This is a genomic window from Peribacillus faecalis (assembly GCF_014712675.1).
In the GTDB taxonomy this organism is placed as follows: domain Bacteria; phylum Bacillota; class Bacilli; order Bacillales; family DSM-1321; genus Bacillus_AD; species Bacillus_AD faecalis.
The window spans coordinates 28,973-54,959 of sequence record NZ_JACXSI010000027.1 but is presented as its reverse complement, the minus strand read 5'-3'; the positions used below and the strand labels follow the sequence as shown (position 1 = coordinate 54,959).

At 40.3% G+C, this 25,987-nt stretch carries 24 protein-coding genes, 10 tRNA genes and 1 rRNA gene; 25 read left to right on the top strand and 10 right to left on the bottom strand.

The genetic code is table 11. The features are described 5' to 3' along the window. The 17 genes from rrf to glmS form a co-directional block, all read left to right on the top strand. Positions 1 to 112 (top strand): 5S ribosomal RNA (gene rrf, locus IEO70_RS12180); the annotation flags it as partial. Positions 113 to 121: 9 nt separating this feature from the next. Next, positions 122 to 196 (top strand) — tRNA-Asn (locus IEO70_RS12175). 8 nt (positions 197 to 204) lie between these two features. After that, positions 205 to 277 (top strand) — tRNA-Thr (locus IEO70_RS12170). A 14-nt stretch (positions 278 to 291) separates the two neighbouring features. Further along, positions 292 to 366: transfer RNA gene (locus tag IEO70_RS12165), tRNA-Glu, on the top strand. Between the two features lie 6 nt (positions 367 to 372). Continuing rightward, positions 373 to 448, top strand: a tRNA-Val gene (locus IEO70_RS12160). Positions 449 to 606: 158 nt separating this feature from the next. Next, positions 607 to 682, top strand: a tRNA-Thr gene (locus IEO70_RS12155). A 22-nt stretch (positions 683 to 704) separates the two neighbouring features. Next, a tRNA-Tyr gene (locus IEO70_RS12150) sits at positions 705 to 789 on the top strand. A 20-nt stretch (positions 790 to 809) separates the two neighbouring features. Next, positions 810 to 884: transfer RNA gene (locus IEO70_RS12145), tRNA-Gln, on the top strand. Positions 885 to 889: 5 nt separating this feature from the next. Then, positions 890 to 962, top strand: a tRNA-Lys gene (locus IEO70_RS12140). Positions 963 to 983: 21 nt separating this feature from the next. After that, positions 984 to 1,055, top strand: a tRNA-Gly gene (locus IEO70_RS12135). Between the two features lie 14 nt (positions 1,056 to 1,069). After that, positions 1,070 to 1,145, top strand: a tRNA-Ala gene (locus IEO70_RS12130). 241 nt (positions 1,146 to 1,386) lie between these two features. After that, a complete protein-coding gene (gene sigW, locus IEO70_RS12125) occupies positions 1,387 to 1,950 on the top strand; it encodes an RNA polymerase sigma factor SigW (RefSeq protein WP_190998648.1) in 564 nt (187 codons plus the stop codon). Positions 1,951 to 1,966: 16 nt separating this feature from the next. Continuing rightward, entirely contained in the window at positions 1,967 to 2,602 is a 636-nt protein-coding gene (locus IEO70_RS12120; protein ID WP_190998647.1) for an anti-sigma factor family protein, read from the top strand. A gap of 182 nt (positions 2,603 to 2,784) precedes the next feature. Next, positions 2,785 to 3,606, top strand: coding sequence for a diadenylate cyclase CdaA (gene cdaA / locus IEO70_RS12115; protein ID WP_190998646.1), 822 nt, complete (start codon positions 2,785 to 2,787; stop codon positions 3,604 to 3,606). Next, positions 3,599 to 4,897 (top strand): CdaR family protein, encoded by a 1,299-nt coding sequence (locus IEO70_RS12110; RefSeq protein WP_190998645.1) that lies wholly within the window; start codon positions 3,599 to 3,601, stop codon positions 4,895 to 4,897. The genes cdaA and IEO70_RS12110 overlap by 8 nt, the downstream gene beginning before the upstream one ends. Positions 4,898 to 5,015: 118 nt before the next feature. After that, complete coding sequence (gene glmM, locus IEO70_RS12105; protein WP_190998644.1) at positions 5,016 to 6,368, top strand: phosphoglucosamine mutase; 1,353 nt, start codon at positions 5,016 to 5,018, stop codon at positions 6,366 to 6,368. A 553-nt stretch (positions 6,369 to 6,921) separates the two neighbouring features. After that, entirely contained in the window at positions 6,922 to 8,727 is a 1,806-nt protein-coding gene (gene glmS / locus IEO70_RS12100) for a glutamine--fructose-6-phosphate transaminase (isomerizing) (RefSeq protein ID WP_190998643.1), read from the top strand. Between the two features lie 314 nt (positions 8,728 to 9,041). On the opposite strand, the gene IEO70_RS12095 is transcribed toward glmS, so the two are convergent. The 3 genes from IEO70_RS12095 to IEO70_RS12085 all read right to left on the bottom strand — a co-directional run bounded on the left by IEO70_RS12095 (position 9,042) and on the right by IEO70_RS12085 (position 11,764). After that, positions 9,042 to 10,229 (bottom strand): NupC/NupG family nucleoside CNT transporter, encoded by a 1,188-nt coding sequence (locus IEO70_RS12095; protein ID WP_190998642.1) that lies wholly within the window; start codon positions 10,227 to 10,229, stop codon positions 9,042 to 9,044. 244 nt (positions 10,230 to 10,473) lie between these two features. Further along, entirely contained in the window at positions 10,474 to 11,355 is an 882-nt protein-coding gene (locus tag IEO70_RS12090; RefSeq protein ID WP_190998641.1) for a TIGR01777 family oxidoreductase, read from the bottom strand. A 16-nt stretch (positions 11,356 to 11,371) separates the two neighbouring features. After that, a complete protein-coding gene (locus tag IEO70_RS12085) occupies positions 11,372 to 11,764 on the bottom strand; it encodes a thiol-disulfide oxidoreductase DCC family protein (RefSeq protein ID WP_328820922.1) in 393 nt (130 codons plus the stop codon). A gap of 337 nt (positions 11,765 to 12,101) precedes the next feature. Here IEO70_RS12085 and IEO70_RS12080 point away from each other — a divergent pair, with 337 nt between their 5' ends. The 6 genes from IEO70_RS12080 to IEO70_RS12055 all read left to right on the top strand — a co-directional run bounded on the left by IEO70_RS12080 (position 12,102) and on the right by IEO70_RS12055 (position 17,441). Further along, complete coding sequence (locus IEO70_RS12080) at positions 12,102 to 13,358, top strand: esterase/lipase family protein (RefSeq protein ID WP_190998639.1); 1,257 nt, start codon at positions 12,102 to 12,104, stop codon at positions 13,356 to 13,358. Positions 13,359 to 13,478: 120 nt separating this feature from the next. After that, positions 13,479 to 13,913, top strand: a complete 435-nt coding sequence (locus tag IEO70_RS12075) for a hypothetical protein (protein ID WP_190998638.1) — start codon at positions 13,479 to 13,481, stop codon at positions 13,911 to 13,913. A gap of 172 nt (positions 13,914 to 14,085) precedes the next feature. Further along, on the top strand, positions 14,086 to 15,441 hold the full coding sequence (nosD, locus tag IEO70_RS12070; RefSeq protein WP_190998637.1) for a nitrous oxide reductase family maturation protein NosD: 1,356 nt from the start codon (positions 14,086 to 14,088) through the stop codon (positions 15,439 to 15,441). Beyond that, the gene (locus IEO70_RS12065) at positions 15,438 to 15,896 is read left to right on the top strand and encodes a nitrous oxide reductase accessory protein NosL (protein ID WP_190998636.1); all 459 of its coding nucleotides are present in this window, start codon (positions 15,438 to 15,440) and stop codon (positions 15,894 to 15,896) included. Before nosD ends, IEO70_RS12065 begins: the two co-directional genes overlap by 4 nt. Continuing rightward, entirely contained in the window at positions 15,893 to 16,714 is an 822-nt protein-coding gene (locus tag IEO70_RS12060) for an ABC transporter permease (protein ID WP_190998635.1), read from the top strand. Before IEO70_RS12065 ends, IEO70_RS12060 begins: the two co-directional genes overlap by 4 nt. After that, positions 16,707 to 17,441 carry an ABC transporter ATP-binding protein gene (locus IEO70_RS12055; RefSeq protein WP_190998634.1) on the top strand — a complete coding sequence of 245 codons (735 nt, stop codon included), beginning with the start codon at positions 16,707 to 16,709 and terminating at the stop codon, positions 17,439 to 17,441. The genes IEO70_RS12060 and IEO70_RS12055 overlap by 8 nt, the downstream gene beginning before the upstream one ends. A 35-nt stretch (positions 17,442 to 17,476) precedes the next feature. On the opposite strand, the gene IEO70_RS12050 is transcribed toward IEO70_RS12055, so the two are convergent. The 5 genes from IEO70_RS12050 to pxpB all read right to left on the bottom strand — a co-directional run bounded on the left by IEO70_RS12050 (position 17,477) and on the right by pxpB (position 21,404). After that, on the bottom strand, positions 17,477 to 18,070 hold the full coding sequence (locus IEO70_RS12050) for a nitrous oxide reductase accessory protein NosL (RefSeq protein ID WP_190998633.1): 594 nt from the start codon (positions 18,068 to 18,070) through the stop codon (positions 17,477 to 17,479). 123 nt (positions 18,071 to 18,193) lie between these two features. Further along, positions 18,194 to 18,847 carry a nitrous oxide reductase accessory protein NosL gene (locus tag IEO70_RS12045; RefSeq protein ID WP_190998632.1) on the bottom strand — a complete coding sequence of 218 codons (654 nt, stop codon included), beginning with the start codon at positions 18,845 to 18,847 and terminating at the stop codon, positions 18,194 to 18,196. Between the two features lie 97 nt (positions 18,848 to 18,944). Beyond that, positions 18,945 to 19,730 (bottom strand): 5-oxoprolinase subunit PxpA, encoded by a 786-nt coding sequence (locus tag IEO70_RS12040; protein WP_190998631.1) that lies wholly within the window; start codon positions 19,728 to 19,730, stop codon positions 18,945 to 18,947. Between the two features lie 19 nt (positions 19,731 to 19,749). Next, a complete protein-coding gene (locus IEO70_RS12035; protein WP_190998630.1) occupies positions 19,750 to 20,697 on the bottom strand; it encodes a 5-oxoprolinase subunit C family protein in 948 nt (315 codons plus the stop codon). Then, positions 20,694 to 21,404: a 5-oxoprolinase subunit PxpB gene (gene pxpB, locus IEO70_RS12030; protein WP_206711576.1), complete on the bottom strand. Its 711-nt coding sequence runs from the start codon at positions 21,402 to 21,404 to the stop codon at positions 20,694 to 20,696. The genes IEO70_RS12035 and pxpB overlap by 4 nt, the downstream gene beginning before the upstream one ends. Before the next feature lie 438 nt (positions 21,405 to 21,842). Here pxpB and hflX point away from each other — a divergent pair, with 438 nt between their 5' ends. Then, the gene (gene hflX, locus IEO70_RS12025; protein ID WP_190998628.1) at positions 21,843 to 23,114 is read left to right on the top strand and encodes a GTPase HflX; all 1,272 of its coding nucleotides are present in this window, start codon (positions 21,843 to 21,845) and stop codon (positions 23,112 to 23,114) included. A gap of 64 nt (positions 23,115 to 23,178) precedes the next feature. Here hflX and IEO70_RS12020 read toward each other — a convergent pair whose 3' ends face one another. Together IEO70_RS12020 and IEO70_RS12015 are read right to left on the bottom strand one after the other, a co-directional pair. After that, positions 23,179 to 24,501 (bottom strand): hemolysin family protein, encoded by a 1,323-nt coding sequence (locus IEO70_RS12020; protein WP_190998627.1) that lies wholly within the window; start codon positions 24,499 to 24,501, stop codon positions 23,179 to 23,181. A gap of 54 nt (positions 24,502 to 24,555) precedes the next feature. Next, positions 24,556 to 24,966 (bottom strand): MerR family transcriptional regulator, encoded by a 411-nt coding sequence (locus IEO70_RS12015; RefSeq protein ID WP_190998626.1) that lies wholly within the window; start codon positions 24,964 to 24,966, stop codon positions 24,556 to 24,558. A 163-nt stretch (positions 24,967 to 25,129) separates the two neighbouring features. On the opposite strand from IEO70_RS12015, the gene IEO70_RS12010 reads away from it, so the two are divergent. Further along, positions 25,130 to 25,849: an SDR family oxidoreductase gene (locus IEO70_RS12010; protein ID WP_190998625.1), complete on the top strand. Its 720-nt coding sequence runs from the start codon at positions 25,130 to 25,132 to the stop codon at positions 25,847 to 25,849. Positions 25,850 to 25,987 lie beyond the last annotated feature (138 nt).

The following is a 25,987-nucleotide window of genomic DNA, read 5'->3' as shown; positions in this document are numbered from 1 at the left end:
GTAATGATGGCGAAAAGGTCACACCCGTTCCCATTCCGAACACGGAAGTTAAGCTTTTCAGCGCCGATGGTAGTTGGGGGTTTCCCCCTGTGAGAGTAGGACGTTGCCAGGCTAATATTATTCCGCAGTAGCTCAGTGGTAGAGCACTCGGCTGTTAACCGAGCGGTCGTAGGTTCGAATCCTACCTGCGGAGCCATATTTCTTGCTTCCATAGCTCAGCAGGTAGAGCACTTCCATGGTAAGGAAGAGGTCACCGGTTCGAGCCCGGTTGGAAGCTTATTTAATGAATGTGGCCCGTTGGTCAAGCGGTTAAGACACCGCCCTTTCACGGCGGTAACACGGGTTCGAATCCCGTACGGGTCACCACATAATGGAGGATTAGCTCAGCTGGGAGAGCACCTGCCTTACAAGCAGGGGGTCGGCGGTTCGATCCCGTCATCCTCCACCATATTTTTATGACGGTGTAGCTTAGTTGGTAGAGCACGTTCGAATATGCTTCGTAGATTGAATACAGCATACAGAGCGAGCCACATCTTGACTACTCTTTCTTAGGTCTAGATGACGAAAACAGTGAAGCGGTAGTAAATAAATAATACTTAATATATCGCCGGTGTAGCTCAGTTGGTAGAGCAACTGACTTGTAATCAGTAGGTCGTGGGTTCGACTCCTATCGCCGGCACCATTTCTATTTTCAATTTTATAGTGGAGGGGTAGCGAAGTGGCTAAACGCGGCGGACTGTAAATCCGCTCCCTCCGGGTTCGGCGGTTCGAATCCGTCCCCCTCCACCATTTTATACAATAAATATTATTGGGCTATAGCCAAGCGGTAAGGCAACGGATTTTGATTCCGTCATGCGAAGGTTCGAATCCTTCTAGCCCAGCCATTTTAGAGCCATTAGCTCAGTTGGTAGAGCATCTGACTTTTAATCAGAGGGTCGAAGGTTCGAGTCCTTCATGGCTCACTTTATTTTAATTTTCCGGGTGCGGAAGTAGTTCAGTGGTAGAATACAACCTTGCCAAGGTTGGGGTCGCGGGTTCGAATCCCGTCTTCCGCTTATATACATATTAAGGGGCCTTAGCTCAGCTGGGAGAGCGCCTGCCTTGCACGCAGGAGGTCAGCGGTTCGATCCCGCTAGGCTCCACCATACACTACATAAATACTATTACGTCACAAATCTCATTGGTTTGTGACTTTTTTTATATCATAAAACGACGTTCGTTAAAATGTGGTATATTTTCTGAAGCTTGCTGTTTTATTCGAAAAAACTGTAAATTCTATGCCTTAATTAGCAGAATTTGATAATATAGTCTCATATATATTTGAAACCTTTTTTAAAGAAGAAACGTAATTAGAGCATAGCCCGCGGGGCGGAGGTTAATTAGAAAATGGAATTACTAGTTAAACAGAGGATTAAAGAGGTTTTAAAAGGGGATCAAAATGCATTTGGAGAAATAGTTGAAATTTATAAAGACAAAGTATTTCAGCTGTGTTTTCGTATGCTTGGCAATCGGCATGAAGCTGAAGATATGGCACAGGAAGCGTTTGTAAGAGCATATGTCAACATCCACACTTTTAACATTAAGCTGAAATTCTCGACTTGGTTATACAGAATAGCAACGAACTTATGTATTGATCGAATACGTAAGAAGAAACCGGACTTTTATTTAGATGCTGAAGTAGCAGGTACGGACGGTTTGAATATGTATTCGCATATTGCAGCAGATGCGGAAGATCCTGTTGATGAGGTTGAAAGTCTGGAGCTGCATGATACCATTCAAAAGGAAATATTGAGCTTACCGGAGAAATACCGTTCTGTCATTGTATTGAAGTATATTGATGAACTGTCTCTTAAAGAAATATCTGAAATACTTGATATGCCTATCGGAACTGTTAAAACAAGGATTCATCGAGGACGGGAAGCATTAAGAAAACAACTGAGTAATTTATAATAAGCAGGTGATTATATTGAAATGTTCAGAAGAAGTAATTTTATACATGCATGAATATTTAGATGAGGAAATTAGCAAAGAACATGAAAATATGCTCAGAATTCATCTGCATGAATGCAATGATTGCAAGGCATATTTTCACGAGTTGAAAAGGGCAATTGCATTGGTACAAAGCACGTCCCACATTGTAGCTCCTGCTGATTTCACATCAAAGGTAATGGCAGCTTTACCAAAAGAAAAACGTAAGGTGAGCGTACAAAGATGGTTCAAAAAGCATCCTTTCTTCACTGCAGCTTCTTTATTCACTATATTAATGGGAGGGGCATTGTTCTCCAGTTGGCAAGGAGACCAGCATCTATCATTTTCTAACCAGCCTGAATTGCAAGTTGAGCAAGACACTGTTGTAGTGCCGGAAGGAAAAGTGGTGACGGGAGATATTGTTGTCCGTAATGGCAATATACGAATTGAAGGGGAAGTAGACGGCAATGTGACTATCATCAACGGAGAAAAGTTAATGGCATCTGCAGGAAATGTAACAGGTGAGATTCAAGAAGTTGACCAAGTATTTGAATGGTTATGGTTTAAGATAAAAGAGTCCGGCAAAGAATTCACTAACTTATTTAAAGAGCAAGAGAAGGTACCATCCAATTAATGCGGATGGTACCTTCTCTTTTCAAATGGTATGATTTACTGAAACCTTCCAACTAAACAAAGTGTACAAATTTATTGCATTTTTCATGTATGGTTTTAATTAGACTAAGGTTATTATATGTTATAATGGTACAGTTAATGAAGTTTATTAAAGGTTTTCAATACTAAAGTGGAGGAAGTAACATGTCACTAGAGAACTTTACTTTCCTTGATATAATCATAAATCTTTTAGATATTATCCTAATATGGTTTGTTATATATAAATTGCTGATGGTCATTAAGGGAACGAAGGCCGTTCAGTTATTAAAAGGCATTTTTGTTATTGTTGTCGTTAAGGTATTAAGTGATTTGATCGGTTTTAGAACGTTGAGTTGGCTAATGGGTGAAGCGTTGAGTTGGGGTTTCATTGCAATCATTATTATCTTCCAACCAGAGTTGAGGCGGGCCCTGGAGCAAATCGGCCGAGGAAAGCTATTTTCACGCAGTGTTGCTCAGGAAGAGGATGAACGTGAGCAAATGATCAATGCGATTACGACTGCAACTGCCTATATGGCAAAGCGTCGCATCGGAGCACTTATTTCAATCGAACGTGAAACCGGCTTGAATGAGTATATTGAAACGGGCATTGAAATCGATTCAAAAATCACATCAGAAATTTTAATCAATATTTTCATTCCTAATACTCCGTTACATGATGGAGCAGTTATTCTTCAGAAACAGAAAGTAGCAGCGGCAGCTTGTTATTTACCGTTGTCTGAAAGTCCTTTTATCTCAAAAGAATTGGGAACGCGTCACCGTGCTGCACTTGGAATTAGTGAAGTGACAGATTGCTTGACTGTTGTGGTGTCGGAAGAAACAGGCAGCATCTCTTTAACGAAAAATGGAGAATTGCATCGAGATTTAACACCGGAAGAATTTAAGGATATGCTGGATCAAGAGTTATCGAGCTCATCTAAGCCAATGACTCAATCCCGTTGGAACTGGAGGGCGAAGAAAAATGGATAAGCTTTTTGAAACTCCATGGTTCTTAAAAGTCGTTGCTTTAGTATTGGCAGCTTTGTTATACATATCAACTAACTTTGATATCGGCTCCGGCTCTTCTTCGTTTAACACACCTGCGCAAACGGATACAGTGGTTATTGAATCTGTACCGGTCGAAGTATATTATGATCGGGATAATCTTGTAGTAACAGGTGTTCCGGAAACAGTTGATGTAACTCTTGAAGGGCCAAAAAACTTATTGGTTATCACCAAGAATTCACGGGATTTCAGTTTGTTTATCGATCTGTCAGATCAAGAAATAGAATTAGGGACAAGAAGTGTCGCAATTGAAGTAAGAGATTTGAATGATCGATTGACAGCAACAGTTGATCCCAGAACTGTTGAAGTGACGATTGAGGAGAAGATTACGAAGAAATTTACTGTTACGCCGGAATTTGATCGCTCGCTTTTAGAGGATGGCTACATAGCTGAAGCGCCAACTGTCAATCCGACAACGGTTGAAGTAACTGGAGCTAAAAGCACAATTGATAGCATTGCATATGTAAAAGCAATTATCAATCTGCAAGAAGGCGTGAATGACTCTGTCACGCTCAAAGCCCCAGTACAAGCTTTTGATGAGAACTACAATAAGCTGGAGGTTGAAATAGACCCTGGGACAGTAGAAGTCGAGGTGCCGATTGTCAGTCCAAGCAAAACTATGAGCATAGTCCCTGTTGAATCCGGAGAGCCAGCTTCAGGAGTGACGATTGAGGACATTGAAGTGCAGCCGAGTGAAATTACATTGTACGGCAAACAGAAGGTACTTGATACAATAGAAGATCTTCAATTGCCTGTGGATATAAGCAATATTAAAGAGAACACGACAGTAACTATGCCTATCGACTTACCGGAAGGAATCACAGCTTCATCTGCTGAAGAAGTAACGGTCAAGATTACAGTGAAGTCAAATGCAGATACTGAAGAGGACAATCCGGATGAAAACACGGAAAATGAGGATGTAGATGTTTCCAGAGTGTTTTCTAACCTGCGCATACAATATGTAGGCCTGGAGGATACTTATGAATTATCCTTTATAGAGCCTTCGCAAGGCGTAACGAATGTATCGCTTACCGGAAAGAAAAGTATAATAAACGGTTTAAAGTCTTCCGATATTCAGGTATCTATTGACGTTACCGATTTAGGAGAAGGCGAGCATAGTGCGCCGGTTACGGTCAATACACCGAACAATACTGAAGCGAAGTCATCTGTTTCAGTCGCGAAGGTATCGATTGTAAAGAAGGAGAGTCCAACATAAGGTGAATGTCTACTTTGATTATATTTAAGGTAGTTCATATATATAGTATACCGAAATTGATACAAATTTTATTGTGTACTTATCACAGTAAAACACTTTGAAGGAGAGATATTTTAACATGGGTAAATATTTTGGAACTGACGGAGTAAGAGGTGTAGCGAATAGCGAGCTGACGCCTGAGTTAGCATTTAAATTAGGGCGCTTCGGAGGTTACGTTTTAACAAAACATACAAATGATAGACCGAAAGTAGTGATTGGTCGTGATACTCGTATTTCAGGACATATGTTAGAAGGAGCACTTGTTGCAGGATTGCTGTCAATTGGTGCGGAAGTAATGCGTCTTGGTGTCATTTCAACTCCGGGGGTTGCGTATTTGACGAAAGCTTTAAGCGCTGATGCAGGTGTTATGATTTCAGCTTCTCATAACCCAGTTGCAGATAATGGGATAAAATTCTTCGGCAGCGACGGTTTTAAACTGTCGGATGAACAAGAAGAAGAAATAGAGCAATTAATGGATATGGAAGAGGATACATTACCAAGACCGATAGGCGGAGACTTAGGTCAGGTTAATGACTATTTCGAAGGCGGTCAAAAGTATTTATCTTACTTAAAGCAGTCAGTAGAAGAGGACTTTACAAATATTCATGTGGCTCTTGATTGTGCGCATGGAGCGACATCCTCACTTGCAACACATCTGTTTGCTGACTTAGATGCAGACATTTCAACGATGGGTTCTTCTCCAAATGGTTTGAATATCAACGATGGAGTTGGCTCGACTCATCCCGAAGCATTAGCATCTTTTGTTCTTGAAAAAGGAGCAGATATCGGTTTAGCCTTTGATGGCGACGGTGACCGTCTAATTGCTGTAGATGCAAAAGGCAATGTGGTCGACGGCGACCAAATTTTATATATTTGCGGAAAATATTTAAACCAAACTGGACGATTAAAGCATAGTACAATCGTTTCAACGGTTATGAGTAACTTGGGATACTACAAAGCTTTAGAAGAGCAAGGAATCAAGAGCGCTCAAACAGCAGTTGGGGATCGTTATGTTGTAGAAGAAATGAAAAAAGGTGGTTACAGCCTTGGTGGGGAGCAATCAGGACATATCATTTTCCTTGATTACAACACAACTGGAGATGGGCTGTTAACAGGTCTGCAGTTAGTGAATATCATGAAAATGACAGGCTTATCTTTAGAAGAATTAGCTGGCGAAATGACCAAGTATCCGCAAAAACTTGTCAATGTGCGTGTGACAGATAAGCACCACGTTACAGAAAATGAAAAAGTAGCGGCAATCATTGCTGAAGTGGAAGAAGAGATGGCAGGCAACGGACGAATTCTTGTGCGTCCATCCGGTACAGAGCCGCTTGTTCGCGTAATGGCGGAAGCGCCAACTCAAGAAAAATGCGATGAATATGTAGAACGCATCAGTTCTGTTGTTAAAGAGGAAATGGGATTACAGGAATAATATAATAAAAGGGTCAGCGACTTTTGAGCTATTGGTCGCTGATTCTTTATTATTCTAAAATAGTTCATTGAGTTGTGAAAAATGGTAAAAGTCAGATGGAATAGGTACTATTATCAAACAAAATAAAGTAAAGTCAGCACGCATTCAATTGATAAGAATAGTCTAAAAGAGAAGGGATTTTTTTCCTTTTATCCTGTAATGCTGTTGACGGAATTTTTAGCATCGGTTATAGTTAATTATCATGCGCTATTAAGGCATGTCTCCGAATAAATGTTAGAGGGGGACCGGACATTTATCTTGGCAATAAATGATCTTTTAAAAGCGCCTGAACTAAACGGTACGGAGAGCGTTTAGTTGACGAGGTGGAGGTTTATCGAATTTCGGCGGGTGCCTCCCAGTTGCGGTGCACAGCTGTATATTTCCACTCCAAAACAAAAAGGTAACTTTTTGCACAAAGAGTTGAAAATGCACTATGATATAATAATAAGAGATAAGGGGACAGGAATGTCCTCTGACATTCTTGTCTCCTTCTGCTAATAGGAGGAAATCAAGTATGTGTGGAATCGTTGGATATATTGGAAACCAAGATGCAAAGGAAATCTTGTTAAAGGGCTTAGAAAAGCTGGAATATAGAGGTTACGACTCAGCAGGGATCGCAGTTGTCAATAACAATGGCATCCAAGTATTCAAAGAGAAAGGTCGCATTGCTGACCTTCGTGAAGTAGTGGATGCAGATGTGGCTGCTCAAACCGGAATCGGTCATACACGCTGGGCGACTCACGGTGTGCCAAGCGTAAGAAATGCGCACCCTCACCAAAGTAATTCTTCTCGTTTTACGTTAGTTCATAACGGTGTAATCGAGAACTATGAAATCTTAAAACGCGAGTATTTAAAAGACGTTACTTTTAAAAGTGATACAGATACAGAAGTAATCGTGGCATTAGTTGACAAATTTGCTACTGAAGAAAACTTATCTGTTGAAGAAGCGTTCCGCAAAACGCTTTCGCTTTTAAAAGGTTCTTATGCACTTGCTCTTTTAGATGACCATAATAACGGAACAATTTTTGTTGGGAAAAACAAAAGTCCGTTATTAATCGGTGTTGGTGATGGATTTAACGTTGTGGCATCTGATGCAATGGCTATGCTTCAAGTAACAGACCGTTTCATTGAGCTAATGGATAAAGAGATGGTAATTGTTACTCAAGAGAACGTTACTATCAAAAAGCTAGATGGCACAGTGGTAGAGCGCGAGCCTTACACAGCTGAACTGGACATGAGCGATATTGAAAAAGGTACTTACCCGCACTATATGCTTAAAGAAATTGACGAGCAGCCGCTAGTTACTCGTAAAATTGTTCAGGCATATCAAAATGCAGCGGGTGAGCTTACAATTGCTGAGGATATTTTAGCGGCAATGAATGAAGCAGACCGTATTTATATTGTTGCTTGCGGAACTAGCTATCATGCTGGTCTTGTCGGAAAACAGTACATCGAAAACATGGCTAAAATTCCGGTAGAGGTGCATGTAGCTTCTGAGTTCAACTACAATATGCCGTTATTGTCTGAAAAACCTTTATTCATCTTTATCTCACAAAGCGGTGAAACAGCCGATAGCCGTGCGGTACTAGTATCTGTTAAAGAACTTGGTCATAAAGCATTGACGATCACAAACGTTCCGGGATCAACACTTTCACGTGAAGCGGATTACACATTACTATTGCATGCAGGTCCTGAAATTGCAGTAGCTTCTACAAAAGCTTACACAGCGCAAATCACAGTGCTTTCAATCTTAGCGTACGTTACTGGCGTATCAAGAGGTCTTGAGCAAAAACTTGATTTAGTGCATGAGCTTGGAATTGTAGCGAATGCAATGGAAGTACTTTGCAATTCTAAAGAAATGTTAGAAGGAGTCGCAAGAGAATACCTGTCTGTGACACGCAATTGTTTCTTCATCGGCCGTTCAGTGGACTTTTTCGTTGGTTTAGAGGGCGCTTTGAAGCTGAAAGAGATTTCCTATATTCAAGCTGAAGGCTTTGCAGGAGGCGAGCTGAAGCACGGTACAATTGCCTTAATCGAAGAAGGCACTCCGGTTATCGCTCTTGCTACACAAGAATTGGTTAATTTAAGCATTCGCGGCAACGTGAAAGAAGTAGTTGCCCGTGGTGCATATCCATGTGTTATTTCCATGAAAGGTCTGGAAGAAGACGATGATGCATTCGTAATTCCAGCTGTTCATGAACTGTTAACACCTCTTGTCTCTGTCGTTCCATTACAACTAATCGCTTACTACGCTGCGCTACACCGCGACTGTGACGTAGACAAACCGCGTAACCTTGCGAAAAGTGTAACTGTTGAATAAGGATAAATTTTAATTAGTATATATTAAAACAAAAAAACTCGTCGAAATTGGCGAGTTTTTTTATGTGATTTTCTTTATTTTGTCGTAACTTATAATACGTTAAAAGCGGTGTTTGTAGAAATTTGACGGTGGAAGGAAGAGTCTTGCCGTTATATATATTAACTTGTCACAAGTTCGTATTTCTTGGGAAATAATCTAGAGTAAAAAGTGACAATAACCTACATTTTCTATACTGAACTTAATCAATCGAATGTTTGATTGAGAGGGAAATAAAAAAGAACTTCAGCACATGTGCTGAAGTTCTTTTTGGGGGATTATGCAAATAGACCTACGACAGTAGCAGATAGGATTGATGCCATTGTTGCAACTAATAAAAGTTTTAAACCGAATGAACTAACTTCTTTAGCCTTCGCTCCATTAATTGCTTGAACAGCACCAGCAATAATACCGATTGAGCTGAAGTTTGCAAACGAGACTAAGAATGTGCTTAGCACAGCTGATGCTTTTGTAGAAAGCACATCAAGTAATGGCTGTAATTGCAGAATCGCTACGAATTCATTTGATAGAAGTTTTGTACCCATAATAGAGCCAGATGTTAAAATTTCACTTGAAGGAACACCCATCAAGTATGCGATTGGAGAGAATACATAACCAATCATTGTTGTTAAATCCATACCGAAGATCCCATTAAAGATACCGTTTAATAGAGCAAGTAATCCTAGGTAACCGATTAACATAGCACCAACAATCAGTGTAACTTTACCACCATCGATGGCACCTGTACCGATAGCATCGAAAACATTTTTCGTATGAATCATATCGTCGATTACAATTTCTCTGTCTTCTTTTGATGCTTTTACAGGCGTAATGATAGAAGCAACAATCAGACCGCTGAACATGTTAAGAATAACACCAACAAGAACATATTTAGCAGGAAGCATTGTCATGTACGAAGCAATTAATGCTGCTGAAACACTTGCCATTGCTGATGTTGAAACGATGAATAAGCGATTCTTATTCAGGTGGTCGATTTGAGATTTAATAGCTAGAATTGCTTCAGACTGACCGAAGAAAACCGAGTTAATGGCATTGAAGCTCTCAACTTGCGGTAAACCGGTAATTTTCGAAAGAAGTCCGCCTAAGTATTTAATAATATAAGGAAGTATTCTTAAGTGTGTTAGCAACGATAGCAATGCAGCTGTGAAAACAACTGGTAACAGTACGTTGACGAAGAAAGGTGATCCACCATCAGGAATCCATCCGCCAACTACAAAGTCAATACCTTCATATCCGTAAGAAAGTAACTTTTCAAACGCTCTAGAAACTGCTGCGATTACATTAAGACCAGCTTTTGTGCTTAACAGTAACCAAGAGACCAGTAATTGTAAGCCGATCATAATTCCGACAGCTTTGAAGTTTATATTCTTTTTGTCATTCGACAGTAAGAAAGCGACCCCAAGTAACAGGGCGATTCCGATAATTGCAATGATAATACTGAACAAAAAAATCCCACTCTTTCAATAAAAAAATTATTTCAATAGTATCTGCCAAAATAGAGATTGACTATTGATTATGGCCCATCAAAAGTTGCCTTTAGTATAATACGAACTTTGTTATTCTATTACAAGGACATATGTCCGTAATATATAGAGTGGCGAAAAAACAAATTGTTTAGATAAATCAATAAAAAAAGCTGGTTGAGACTCAACAATAATTGAGACCTTTCCAGCTTTTGATTTATTGATTTTAAATGATATCTTGAAAGGTATCGTTCAGAGTTTCAAAGGTGAATGTGAAGCCTTCACGCTGTAATCGTTCCGGAATGACCCAGCGGCTTTTTAATACTAACTCTGTTTCAGTGCGGATGAAAATAGAGCCGAACTCGAGCAGCCATTTCGGACTCGGGAGGCCGAATGGTACGTTCATGATTTGGCGCAATGTTTGCATCATCTCATGGTTGCTGACTGGACATGGGGAAGAGCAATTAAAGACGCCGCTTAAGTCTTCACGGTCTTTCAAGAAGAGAATGATTCGAAATAAGTCCTCGATATGTATCCAGCTGAATTTTTGTCTGCCATTTCCTTGAATGCCGCCTAACCCGAACTTGGCGAGATTACGATAAGGAGTCATGACACCACCGTCTTTGCCTAAAACAATTGCTATACGCAAAGCAGCTTGACGTGTCTCAGGCAATTTGAAATCGAAGAAAGTCTTCTCCCAGCTTGTCGCCACATCAACAGAAAAGCCAGAACCAATCTCGCCATTTTCTTCTGTCATCGGACGGTCCTCAGCATGTCGATAAATTGTCGCTGTACTTGAGTTAACCCATAGCTTCGGAGGATTGCCGCATGCCAACACACTATTGCCCAATAATGCTGTTGTCCGTTTTCTTGATTCTAAGATTTCCCGTTTATTCGTTTCGTTGTAGCGGCAATTGACAGACTTGCCGGCAAGATTAATGAGAAGATCCGCATCTTCTAACGCTTCCGTTATGCCGTCTTGGTCCTCCCAGGAAATGTGCGGAGATTGTCTTGAAATTATTAGCAGCTCATATCCAAGCTCTTGGAATCGTTTTTGGAAGTATTGACCTATAAATCCGGTACCACCTGCTAAAACTACTTTTTTCATAAATACCCCCAATTAATCAGGATAAAAATCGTTTTCTTATTTCGGTAGAAGGCAGCATACAGGCCTCTTTTTTACCGAACCATTTGTATCTGTTTTTGGCTATGAATTTATAAATTATATCCCGCATTGGCTTTGGTACAAGAAGCAGAGCTGAGAGCAGCTTCCAGCCTCCATTTAAATTTCGGCTAATGTACAGAGCGGCGGTAGACTGGGAGTGCCATTGACCATTTTCAATCAAGATTAGACTATCTAAATGCGGAGAAACTTGAAGGTCTGTTAATAGTTTTTGTCCGATATTGCTTTGAATCGAGGCAAAGTGAAAGCGGGCATTTCTGTCACGTTTAATGATAAACTGGACGCTACTGTCACAAAAATTGCATTCTCCGTCAAATAAAATGATTCTGTTCACAACAATCGCCTCTTTCTCTGCTTTAATGTAAGTGTACATCTAATAGGTAAAATAATCCAAAAATATGATTTTTGTTATGTGTTAATGATTAGAGTATTTTTTGGGGAATAACGACTGCGATGGTTGGGGCATTATTTTTTTTATTTTGTATGGACCAGTCAGCAGAAGGTCGGTTCTTTGTACCATAAGTTGTCTGAGGTCAATTTACGGTTCAGTGATTTAATCAATCGTTTGATTGGACCGGTTAAAGCATGTATTGCAATATAATATGCTAGATTGATTCGTTTGAACAGGTACATACTATCAATAAAATAGCTGACAGGAAGAGGGAAAGAGAATGGCGAGAATATTTGCGATTAGTTTCATCATTCTTTTCTTGCTTTTGGGGGCAGTGATGATGAGAGATGGAGTAAAGGAAGAGCAGGTCAGCTCGTTTATTCAAAAAAATGATTACCCGATTATATTTGTTCATGGTTTGGCAGGCTGGGGCCGTGATGAAGTGTTCGGTCTTAAATATTGGGGCGGGTTGAACGATTTTGAGAAGCATTTGAATACTAAAGGTTATACAACTTATACAGCTGCTGTAGGACCGATCTCGAGCAATTATGATCGGGCTATAGAACTTTATTATTATATAAAAGGCGGAACGGTGGATTATGGGGCTTTTCACGCTGAAAGTTATGGGCATAGCCGTTACGGCCGCACGTATAAAGGCATTTATCCGCAATGGGACAGCGAGCATCCAATTCATTTGATTGGCCATAGTATGGGCGGGCTGACAAGCAGGGCATTAGTGGATTTGCTGATTGACGGAAATGTGGAGGAACAAGCGTATGCAGCATCCATTCCGGGTGAGGAGTTGTCACCTTTATTCAAAGGCAACCAAGATTGGATCCACAGTGTCACAACAATCGGAACACCGCATAATGGTTCCACATTTGCGGAAAGTGATAACGAGCTGGTTCTTTTTATTAAAGGATTGGTATTGGAGATAGCGGCTTTAAGCGGTGGAGATGTTTCCGCCTTTGACTATGATTTTAAGTTGGATCAATGGGGGATTGAACGCGGCGCAAACGAAGAGTTTGAAGGTTATTTGCAACGGGTTATGAATAATGGGTTATGGAGCAGTGAGGATTTGAGCATTCATGATTTGCATACTAAGGGAGCTTTCTACAATAATGAATGGATGGATACGCATAAGGAAGTCTATTATTTTTCGTATACAGGACAAACGACATCAGCTAACGAGCTCACAAAACGCCATTTGCCGAATTTGCTGACCAACCCACTCATTATTCAGCCAGCTATGTTTATTGGCAGCTTTTCAAGAACAGAATCAAATCCTATTATTGATGAAAGCTGGTGGCCAAATGACGGTCTCGTCAGTACGGTTTCTTCTATTCATCCTTTTGGTCATCCGGCTACCATATATACGGAGAGAGAAGACATAAAGAAGGGAGTCTGGAATTACTACCCGGTTCGTCATGAATGGGATCACCTTGATCAAGTAGGATTTACTGTCGCCCCTTATACCGATATGAATAAATTTTATGAAAAGGTAGCAGGACAGCTTCTAGCTTTGCCTGCACGTTAACTTATTGCAGGCTCAATTCTTTGACACATAATTGAAGCATTGTGATAATGGAATTATATATTTCCGGTATATGGTTTTTTTGTTTGTTTTAGGTGATTGATTTTGAAGAGGGGGGATTTCATGTCTTTGTACAATTTTTCCTATTTTGTTCATGTTATTGGGGTCGTTTTATGGATTGGTTCATTTGTGAGTTTTTGGTTCTTGCTCCGCACCGCTGTTAAACAAGATTCATACGAGGGAATCGGCAATGCAATTAGAAAAAATGTGAATGCTGTAATTTTACCTGCTGCAGTATTGGTGGTGGTGAGCGGCTCTTACATGATTATGACATTCAATCGGGACTCTATGCCGTTGTATTTTTCGTTAATGGAGATGGGCGGAACGATGGTGATTTTGCTTAGCATTATTGCTTTATCAATTATAAGCAGAAAAATCACAAAAGCAGTGGATGAAGCGAAAAAATTAGCTTTATACAGTTATTATCGCATGACTTTGCTGTTATCTTCTGTTCTTGGTGCAGCTGTTGTTTTTATCGTAGCCTTGCGTCTTACATAATGAAAAGAGAATATAGTTTTGATTGAATCGGGAATGAAACGTCATTTCTCGATTTTTTTGTGTCTAAAAAAGTAAAGAAAATTCAATCTTCTTGTAACGGACGTTAACATTTCAAAAATAGCACACAAATTCTTGGTAAAATTAACCTAAGTATGGAGAAGGGTGATAAGAGATGAGAAATGTTGTAGTAAAGGGTGCAGGAATCATAGTGCTGCTCGTATTAGCTTCTTTGATGAGATCCCCGGCCGTTCATGCAACAGACATACAGGTTAATGAAGGGCAATCAATCCAAGAAGCGATTAATCAGGCGCAGCCGGGAGATACCATTGCAGTTCAAAAGGGAACCTATAGCGAAGTGCTTACGATTATTCAGTCTATCTCACTCGTAGGGGAAGAGGGCGCAGTGATTGATGGCGGTGGTGACGGAAATGTCATAAACATTTCGGGGAATGACGTCACCATCAAAGGACTGACTATTCAAAATAGCGGTACGAATGAAACGGATAGCGGTATTTATGTGCAAGAAGGTCAAAACCATGTGCTGAAAGATAATATTTTTAAGGATACGATGCATGGAATTTATGTTAATGAGAGTCAAGACGCTGTGATTTCAGGAAATCAGATATCCAGTATATCGGAGCACTTTTCTAATCGGGGCAGTGGAGTGTTTATATTTAAAGGAAGCGGTCATACGATTGAGGAGAATATGATGATGAGCGTCCAGGACGGAATTTATGTGGAGTCTGCTTCGGACATCACTTTGCGGAAGAATGAAGCTTATGGCTCGAGATATGGGCTTCACTTTATGTTCGCAAAAGATATACTGGCCGAGGAAAATCATATGGAAAGCAATATTACCGGCATGATGATTATGGACTCAGAAAGCATTCAGGTGCTTAATAATGAAGTGCTAAATCAGTTTCATGTCCGCGGTTTTGGGTTGCTTGTTTACGAGAGCCACAATCTGCTGATTGAAGGCAATGAGATCCGTCAAAATAGTACGGGTCTATCTTTGGAGAAAACAGTAGATGTAGAGATTAAGAGAAACATTATTTCAGCCAATCAAGTCGGGCTGGAGTTTATCGGAAAAAATGAAAATAATATTTTCACAGAAAATAATTTTATCGCCAATATTGTGCAATCGAAAATCTCCAATAATGATATGAAGCTTGATAACGGAGAAATCGGCAATTATTGGGATGACTATTCCAGCTTTGATATTACCGGAGATGGAATAGGAGAAGAAACGTATAAAGCTGGCTCACTTTATGATCAATTGCTGGAGAAACAGCCATATTGGCAATTCTTTTTTGAAAGTCCATCGATTACGCTATGGAGCCAAGCAGAATCGTTTTTTCCGTCATTAAGTGCTGATGTATACGATGAGCATCCCCTTATATCGCCGGTTCAGTTGGATGAGGATTCCTCGGAAGAAGGAGCAACAAGGGATATAGGCGTATTGATTGTTGCTTTGTCATTTTTATGGTTCTCGATTTTGCTAATTTGGTTAGGGAGGCATTACGCATGAAAAAACTGCTTAGTGTGTTATTCATAATTGTTATTTTGGCAGGCTGCAGTGGCAATCAGTCATTTGAGCCGGTGGAAATTGATCCGGAGGTGGATGTGTGCGAGGTGTGCAATATGAGTCTGTCTCATGATGCATACGCAACGCAGCTTTTCTCAAAGGCTGGAGATGTGTTTTTATTTGACGATATTGGCTGTATGTTTGAATACGTTGATAAAGATAAAGAGATTGATAAAGATCAGATTGAAGTGGAATATGTGCGTGATTTGGATAACGGAGACTGGATTCAAATTGAGAAAGCGTACTTCGTTTATAATCCGGATGTGTGGACACCGATGGCAAATGGTGTAGTTTCCTTCGGAAGTAAAGAGAGCGCTGATGCATTTGTTGAAAAAGAAGGCGGAGAAGTTTTAAATTATGAGCAACTGCTGGAACATAAATGGGGTTGGGAAGGATGATTATCAATATTGCGAGACAGCAGTTTACATTAATTTTGCGCAGTAAGTGGCTGCTTAGCTTTGGTTTGTTATTCGCTTTCCTGGCTATATTCATCAGTTATTTCGGTCATTCGAGCGGATCCGGGTTTGAAGGCTTCAGCAGAATGTCTGCTAGCTTATTGAACTTGAACTTGCTGCTGATTCCATTAATAGCGTTGCTGGTTGGCGGGTTATTCCTGTCCGGAGAAAAAGAAGACCGTGGCTTAATGCTATTGCTGACGTATCCGGTCAATGCGATTACTGTCATACTTGGCAAGTATATCGGTTTATTGGTCAGTTTATGGACTGTTGTGACATTCGGCTATGGAGCGGCGCTTCTTGTCATGTATATTGCCGGTGTAGATGTGGCAATCGGAGTAATACTGAAGTTTTATATGTTCTCTATTTTATTGGCGGCGATTTTCTTAGCGGTTTCTATGATTATCGGGCTAGTGGCAAAAACACGTTTTCAGGCGCTGGGAGCAAGTTTAATTGTATGGGCATTTTTAGTGCTATTTTATGAATTCCTTGTCATGGGTCTTAGTGTGATTGTACCGAAACAATCGGTCCTTGCGTTACTTTCTGTTTCAATCTTCTTAAATCCGGTCGAGATGATTCGCGTATGGTCAGTTTTGACAATGGAGGGAGCCTCTGTGTTCGGTCCGTCCTTGTATGATTTGACGGTATGGGCAAATGGTTTCTTTGGACAAGTTCTTTTTGGAGTTTGCGGGGTTCTTTGGCTGATTGTTCCGATTATTATTAGCGGCATTGTGCTGAAAAGGAGGGTCGGAAATGAGTAAATGGATAGAGCTGCAGGACTTGTCGAAGATTTACAATGAATATAGTAAAGTAGAAAATGTCAGTTTCTCAGTCGAGAAAGGTGAGATAGTTGCTTTGTGCGGCGGTAACGGTGCTGGAAAAAGCACGCTCATTAAAATGATTACCGGCATTTTAAAACCTACGAGCGGAGAAATCTGGATTGATGGCAAGCCTGCTAATACAATCAGTAAAACGTATCGGACTCAATTTTCCTACATGCCGGATGATATGTTGTTTCCGCGTCAGCTGACCGCTTTGGAAATCCTTGCTTTTTTTGCTAATCTGCGAGGTGTGGAGAAGGAGAAGGCCGAAGAGGTACTAGGAATTGTCGGACTGCTGGATCAGCGCAATCAGTTAATTAAACATTTCTCAAAAGGAATGCAACAGCGGCTGTCCTTTGCGCAAGCTTTATTGGCGGATACGCCATTGATTATTTTGGACGAACCTACGAATGGACTCGATCCTTATTGGGTATACCGTTTCAAAGAAATCATGAAGCAAGAAAAGGCAAAAGGGAAGTCGATTTTATTCACGACTCACATCCTTTCCTTGGTTGAAGAGATTGCGGATAAAGCAGCCTTTATTGAGAGAGGTCAGTTGATCCACTTTGAAAAGGTCAGCCAATTGGTTAATCAAAACGGTGAACACGTACCGCTTGAGAAGGTATTTTTTGAAAAACAGATTACTGCGAGTTTAATTAAAGAGTAAACAAAAAAAGAGGCCTAGGCCTCTTTTTTGCACTTTTAATGACCGCTGTTTTCAGTGGTGCTTTCATCACTGTTGTTTTGCTGCTCTTGCATCTGCATTTTTTTCTGATAACGTTCGTTGGCTACTTCATCAACATTTTTCCAAGTAACGACAGTAGGGTTTAAATCAGCATGATCGCTTGTAAATGTATCGGCATCTTCTTGGCTGCTAAAGAAGGAATAACCGTATTTCATCGGTGTTGCAATGTCAGAGTGCACGATAATTGCATCGTCTGATTTAAGCCAATCTAATGTGTAGTAATCACGTACCCAGGATTCTTTATATGTTTCACCTGATTTACGAGGGGCATTTAAAAGGCAGCCTGAATCACAGAAAAATATATATTCGTCATCTTCAGTGATTGCCTCTGCAGTAAATTGACCCATTTCGTCATCTTTTTCCAAAATCTCCATGCCGCAGAATGCACAGGTGTCTTCTTCAGTCGGCTCAATTGGCTCTACTTTCTCTTCTGTTTTTGTATCATCATTATTTGACGCTGTGTCCGTGCTGGAGTTATCATCATTGCTATTACATGCAGCCATTGCTAATACAAGCAATAACGAGAGCAGCAGTAAAGAAAATTTCTTCATTTGAATTCCTCCCTCTATAATTTGCACTATAATAATACCCGCTTTGCGTGTTAAAATTCTGAACTTTTTGTGCAATAACTGAAAATAAAAAAAGCAGAGGATGTTCGCTCCTCTGCTTTTATTTCAAGAATGGCTTGAATCAGATTGATCATGCTCTGATTCAGATTCCGAATCGGAATTATTATGTTGTCCCTGATTCATTTTTTCCATTTTCTTTTTATATCTTTCATATGCTACTTCATCTACTGCATCCCAGTCGGTCATTGCAGCGTTTAAGTTTGCGTTATTGTTTACGTATTGTTCAGCTGCTTCAGAGTCGCTAAAGAAGGCATAGCCGTATTTCATCGGTGTTTGAATATCAGCTTTTACTATAGTAACATCCTCATCGCTTGTCCATTCCATTGTATTCAAATCCCGAACCCATGATTGAGCAAATTTCTGTTCTTCTTGACGCTCTGCATTCAGAAGGCAACCGGAGTCATCAAAAAATACACGCTCTCCATCTGCCGTGATGGCTTGAGCTGTAAAAGCGCCTAGAGGATCACTGCTTCCGAAAATTTTCATATTGCAAAAAGCGCAAACTTGATCATGATCAGGTTCTGTCGGAGTATGTACTGCAACCTGCTCGTCTGTATCATTCGAGTTTGTATCATTATCTATTGCTGTTGTTTCTTGCTCATCCTTTGTTGATTGGTTTTTCGTCGTTTCATCATCACCGCATGCTGTGAGTGCAACCATCGCTAATAATGACAATGACATCGCTGCTTGCTTTTTCATCAATTCATCCCCCTGAAAATCGTATATTGTCAGAATAGCAATAAAATATGTGGTAAGTGTGAAGAAAGCATGAGATTTTTGGATAATAGTAGTTATATTAGTATAATTTTCTTGTTGTATATGTATCATTTATTTTTTTCACAATGATGCTCTCAGAAGTAAGACTGGTCTTTAAAGTCTTGGCAAAGTCAAGTGCTGAACCGCCATCACCGTGTATGCATACAGTCTTTGCTTTTAGCGTGACTTCTGTTCCGGCGATAGATTTAGTCTTGCCGTTTTTTATGATTGAAATGACTTGGCTGACTGCTACCTCCGGATCCTTAATTAGAGCATTGGCTTGATTTCTCGGTGTCAAAGTACCGTCACAGCGGTAAGTCCGATCACTGAATATTTCATCAGCAGTTCGAAGTCCGATGGTTTGACCTGCCTTTACGAGCTCGCTTCCGGATAATCCGAATAGTATTAGCTCGGGGTTCACCCGATAGACAGCTTCAGCAATGGCCTCTGCCAACAAAGCATTGTTAGCTGCCATGTTATAAAGGGCTCCATGAGGTTTCACATGCTGCATTTTACCGCCTTCTGAGACCACAAAGGCATGCAATGCGCCAATTTGGTACACAATGAGCTCGTACGCCTCCGCAGGGGAGATGTGCATCTCTCTTCTTCCAAAACCGACGAGATCTTGAAAACCAGGATGAGCTCCGATGCCGATACCTTTCTGCAAAGCTAATTGAACGGATCTTCTCATCGTTGCAGGATCACCGGCATGAAATCCGCAGGCGATGTTTGCTGATGTGATATAATCGAGGATCTCCTCATCTCTCCCTAAATGATAGCAGCCGAAGCTTTCTCCCATATCACAATTGATATCGATATATGACATCTTTCTACCCCTTTATTTATTATTTCAATAAGGTCCCTTGTTTAACGTAATGAATGTTTCTTTCTAGTTTTAAGAGCTTCTCTTGCGCTTCTTCGTGACTTATTTCTTTGAAATTAACTCGGTCGCCAGGTTTTACTTGGGCCGCGTTAGGAAAATCCGCAGACGCAATTTGTGCGATTTTCGGGTAGCCTCCGGTTGTTTGTCTATCAGCCAGCAAAACAATTGGACTGCCGTCTGACGAAACTTGAATGGTTCCAAAGGCAACTGCTTCTGAAAGCATTTCAGTTTCTGTATATCGCTTTAAGAGAGGCCCTTTTAATCGGCAACCCATGCGGTCGGACTGAGGAGTGACTTCGTATGTGCTAGTAAAAAAACAGTGCTGGCTTTCTGCAGTGAACAGATTGAATTGTTGTCCTCTAACTACATGAATAGTCGGGCTACTGTGAAAGCGAGGCAGTAATTCATCTGCAATTGACCATTTCATATTATTGAATTCCCGGTCAGCAACGTTTATCAAAAGTTGATCGTCTTTTTGCAGCGGACGCCCATTAACCCCCCCATATTTGCCTCGTAAATAGGTAGAGGCGCTTTGCATTACAGCAGGCACTTGAAACCCGCCTGCAACAGCGATATAGGACCGACATCCATTTTGGATAGCACCAAAGGTTAAATATTGTCCGCGTTTGATGGCATATGGCTTCCATATTTGAATCGGATGACCGTCAATGGCAGGGGAAAGGTCGGCGCCGCCAATGGCAATCATTGTGTCTAATTCAAATCGCAGGTGCGGACCGATCAGCGTGGCTTCCAGAGTCGGTGTTGCTTCATGATTGCCAACCAGTAAATTGGCAAGCCTGTGCGAGAAGGTATCCATTGCTCCATTCACTAGCACACCATATCTTTGAAAACCGTACCGGCCTAAGTCTTGAATAGTTGTGAGCATCCCGGGCTTAATGACAGTAATCATGCAAAAGTCCTCCAATTAGAAAATTGTTCATATTCAATAGGAATAAATCGTATGAGGTCTCCAGATTTTAATAGTGTCGGAGGATTGCTGTTTGGCTTAAATAGTTCAAGCGGTGTTTGTCCGATAATCTGCCAGCCTCCCGGCGTTTCGATTGGATAAACTCCTGTTTGTCTGCCGGCGATGCCGACTGAGCGTGCGGGAACGCTTAGTCGCGGGACCTGTTTTCTTGGAGCAGCGATCTTTTCGGGCATACCGCCGAGATAGGGAAAACCGGGAGCGAATCCAAGCATATAAACTAAGTAATCGGTGCCTGAATGAATGTTGATGACTTCCTCGGGCATCAGATGATTATACTCAGCCACATAATTCAAATCAGGACCAAGTTCACCTCCATAACAAACTGGAATTTCTACAATCCGCGATTTTGAAGTAGTGACGTGAAGCAAAGTAGGCAAAAGTCTTTGCAGAAAAGTAGAGACGAATCGGTAAGGTAATTGATTTTCCTCGTTTTGTTTGTATATGCAGAAGGCATCATAAAATAAAGTGAAAGATGTAAAGGCCGGGGTATAGTCGATTAGCCAATCTGGCTGATTATGTTCAAAATAGGCAGCAATGGCTTGTACTTTATAATGTATTTCTTCTGATATTTCATGGCCGAGTTCAATGGTAATTGCTTGATCGCCTAAAGGAAATAGTTGATATTCCAATGTCACATCCTCACTTTCTAGAAATGCTCTCTATATTTTAAGTTAATTAAGTGAATATTTAAATAATTTATTTGAAGACCAATCACTTATATAAAGAAAAATATGACTATTGATTGTTTAATCCTTTTTTGCATGTTATGATGGCAATAACTTATAAAGAGCGGAGGGTTTTCGAAAAATGAAGTACATCAGACTACGTAACCAAACTTTGATGAATACTAATTGAATAGTATACAAAGGCTCTGCCTGTGTTGCAGAGTAAGGAACGAGTCTGTGTTTTTTTCGTAAAACTTACTTTTCTATAATGGAGCAACAATTTGAAGGTGGCAAAACTGCATAACGTGCGGTTTGTTTTGTCGTCTGCAATTCCATTTGATTAAAAAACACAGGCAGGTGAGCTTGTGTTTTTATTTTGGCTAAAATAAGGAGAGACGCGATATGGAAAAGAAGGAAAAGGCAATATTGGTTGGTGTGCATATTAAAGGTTCACGCGATGATGAATTTGATTACTCTATGGAGGAGTTGGGAGAGCTAGCAGCTGCTTGTGATGTAGAAGTAGTCGGCATGGTCACTCAAAAGTTGGAACGAATTAACGGATCTCATTATATCGGAAAAGGAAAAATAGAAGAGGTTAATACATTAAAGGAAATGACAGAAGCGGATACCGTTATATTCGATGATGAACTGTCTCCTTCACAAATCCGTAACTTAGAGGCGGACTTGGATTGTAAGGTGATTGATCGTACGATATTGATTCTTGACATTTTTGCCCGCAGAGCGAAGACGAAGGAGGCTCAATTGCAGGTTGAAATTGCGAAGATGCAATATATGCTTCCGCGTCTTGTCGGTTTGAGAGCTTCTTTAAGCAGACAAGGTGGCGGAGGCGGAGCAGGCCTGAGCAATAAAGGAACAGGGGAGACGAAACTAGAGCTTGATCGCCGTAAGATTGAAGAGAAGATCGTGGTGCTTGGTAGAGAGCTTGCTGCTATAGTGGCTCAGCGCGAGGTACAGCGCCGTCAGCGCAAGAAGAATGAAATCCCTGTAGTGTCTCTAGTCGGCTATACAAACGCGGGCAAATCGACAATCATGAATGCGATGCTGCAGGTGCATAATCAGTCGGAGGAAAAGCAAGTATTTGAAAAGGATATGCTGTTTGCCACATTGGAAACATCGATCAGAAGCATCCAGCAAAGTGATCAAAAGTCATTCTTATTGACGGATACAGTCGGCTTTGTCAAAAAGCTCCCGCATCACTTAGTAAAAGCATTCCGCTCAACACTGGAGGAAGCAGCTGAAGCGGATTTACTCATTCATGTTGTTGATTTTTCAAACCCTAATCATCAGCAATTAATTGAAACAACGAATGAAACGTTAAAAAGCATAGGAATAGAGGATATTCCGACAATCATTGCCTACAATAAAGCGGATTTAGCTGATGTGCCGTTTCCGAGCATTGAAGGAGAAGCGGTATATTTATCAGCGAAACAAAAAGTCGGCATCAAGGAACTTACCGAACTAATCCGCAAAAAAATCTTTAAAGATTATGTACAATGTAAGCTGCTTATTCCATTTGATCAAGGGCAAATCATCTCATACTTCAATAACCACGCGCACGTACTGCAAACAGAGTACGAAGAGAATGGTACTATGCTCCATGTGGAGTGCAAAAAAGCAGATTATGAGAAGTACCGTGATTATGTTGTGAATTAAATTAATGCAAAAAGGATGCGACTTTAAAGTCAGCATCCTTTTATGTTGCACTTAAGTTGTCTTTTTAGGCCTGATCTAATATGACTTCTGCGGGTATTTCAGATTTGGTTACTTCTATGAACAGAATTTGATGGCCTTCCATTTCTTTAATCATAAAGTTGTAGCCTTCTACTTCAATAGAATCGCCAACCTTGACTTCATAGTTTTGCGTAAAAATCCATCCGCCGATTGTGTCGATTTCTTCGTCAGATAAATGCGTTCCAAGAATATCATTTATCTCAGAAACTAATACTTTGCTGCTGAACAAGTAATGGTTATCAGCCACTTTACGGATTTCAGGAATCTCGTCAGCGTCATACTCATCGCGAATTTCTCCGACGATCTCTTCCAGTATATCTTCAACTGTCACAAGACCGGATGTGCCGCCATATTCATCAAATAGAATCGCCATATGTGTACGTTCCCTTTGCATTTTCAAAAGCAACTCATTAATTGGAATCGTTTCAATGATGCTGATAATTGGCTTCATAATGTGAGAAAGAGGCTGATCATGAGGTTGGAACTTACGCTGAGCGCTCAAAATATCTTTCATATTGATTAATCCGATAATATGATCTTTATCACCATCAATAATCGGATAACGTGTATATTTTTCTTCATGGATAATATCCATAATCTCTTCTAATGTAGCATCTAAATTAATTGTTTGAATTGATGTACGAGGCACCATAATCTCTTTGGCCACACGATTATCGAATTCAAAGATATTATTTACATATGTTAATTCAGTTTTATTAATTTCCCCGCTCTTATAGCTATCAGACATAATCATGCGCAATTCCTCTTCAGAGTGAGTTTCCTCGTGCTCAGAAGCGGATTTTAAGCCGAATAAAGAAAGCAACAATCGGGCTGAGCCATTCAATAACCAAATGAACGGATACATAATGCGGTAAAACCACATAATCGGTCCGGCAAATAACAATGTAACTGTCTCTGCTTTTTGAATAGCAACAGTTTTAGGAGCTAACTCTCCAAATACAACATGCAAGTATGTCATAACGACTAAAGCAACGACAAATGAAATGGCATGCGTAGCACCTGAAGGCAAATCAGTACCGTTAAGGAATGGTAAGAGTATTCTTTCAATTGTGGGTTCACCTAACCAACCTAATCCTAAAGCTGTTACGGTAATACCGAGCTGGCAGGCAGACAGATACTCATCCAGATGGGATGTAACGTGCTTTGCCGCTTTCGCTCCACGTCTTCCTTCTTCAAGTAATTGATTGATCCTGGTTGGCCTGACTTTTACAATCGCAAATTCTGTAGCGACGAAGAAACCTGTTAAAGCAATTAATACTACTACTAAGACTAAATTAAATATGTCCAATTTCGGCCTTACATAAGTAAGGCGTCCACCTCCTGTAATGTGTAAATGATTGAATTATAGGAGCAGCAGAAGGAGTGATTGCAGTAGCGCTACACTTTCGTGAGAAACATGTTTATTCATAATCTCACTTTTATCAAGTTTATTCTTTTCTATTATTTCCAATATTTCGGAAACGTCTTTTTCTAAGACCTTTAACTTGTCGTGCAATTTGCTTATATCTTGCTCATCATCTGTCGTCCTTTTGAAAAAACTTTTTATATCTTCAAGTGACAGGTTTTTATTTTTTAATTCTTTGATTATTTTTATTTTTTCGATCGCATCACGTTCATAAAATCTGTAGTTAGAAGGTGTACGATGTGCTGTCAGTAACCCTAAGTTTGTATAGTAATCTATTGTTCTCTTCGAAACATTTGTAATTGCAGCTAATTCCCCGATTCTTAATTTCTCGTTCCCATTAGTGTACACCCCTCCAAACTGTCACGTGATAGTTTAATTACAATTATTATAACTTGAACAAAGATGTCCATACAAGTATTACGTTAGAAGTGTTCGAAGGTTTCGAACACTATGAAAATAAATTGCGTAACAATCGTATAATGAAAAAGAGAAAAGGAATGGAGGAAACGTAATGGATAATAAACACAAGGTTGTTATTGTAACCGGAGCGGCTCAAGGAGTTGGGCGGGCTGTTGCAAAGGAATATGAGAAAAAAGGATATCAAGTAGTGATAGCTGATTTGAAAGCGCCATTAGATTTGCAGGAAGAAAACTTTATTAAAACAGATGTTAGAAATCCAAACGAGATTGAAAGTTTGGTGAAGCAAACGGTCGATACATATGGACGAATTGATATTTTAATTAATAACGCCGGTAAAACGTTATGGAAGTCTCCTTATGATGTCACTGTAGAAGAATGGGATGATATGCTCAACACGAATTTGCGGAGTATGTTTTTGCTGTCGAGAGAAGCTGCAAAACTGATGAGGATAAACGAAAAGGGAGGTTCTATTGTCAATATCGCTTCAACTCGCGCTTTCATGTCCGAGCCGAATACGGAGCTTTATGCAGCTTCAAAAGGAGGAATTGTTGCATTAACGCATGCATTGGCTGCTTCATTTGCGGATGATTATATCACTGTCAATGCGATTTCTCCGGGCTGGATTGAAACAGGCGACTATTCATTGTTAACGGAAGCCGATCATGAACAGCATTTTTCGAAAAGGGTCGGGAAACCGGAGGATATTGCCAGAGCATGCCTGTTTTTGACTGATGATAATAATGACTTTATTACCGGAACAAATATGGTGATTGATGGCGGCATGACGAAGAAAATGATTTATGCAGAATAGAAAGGGGACCTCTTATAAAGGTCCTCTTTTCGTCAATGCTTATAAATAAGTTTACTTTAGAACACAGTTTTTCCGAGCAGTCGAGCAGCGGGTATTTGAGAGCGGGGAATATGGCTTAACGTTCATCGGCTGTAAATT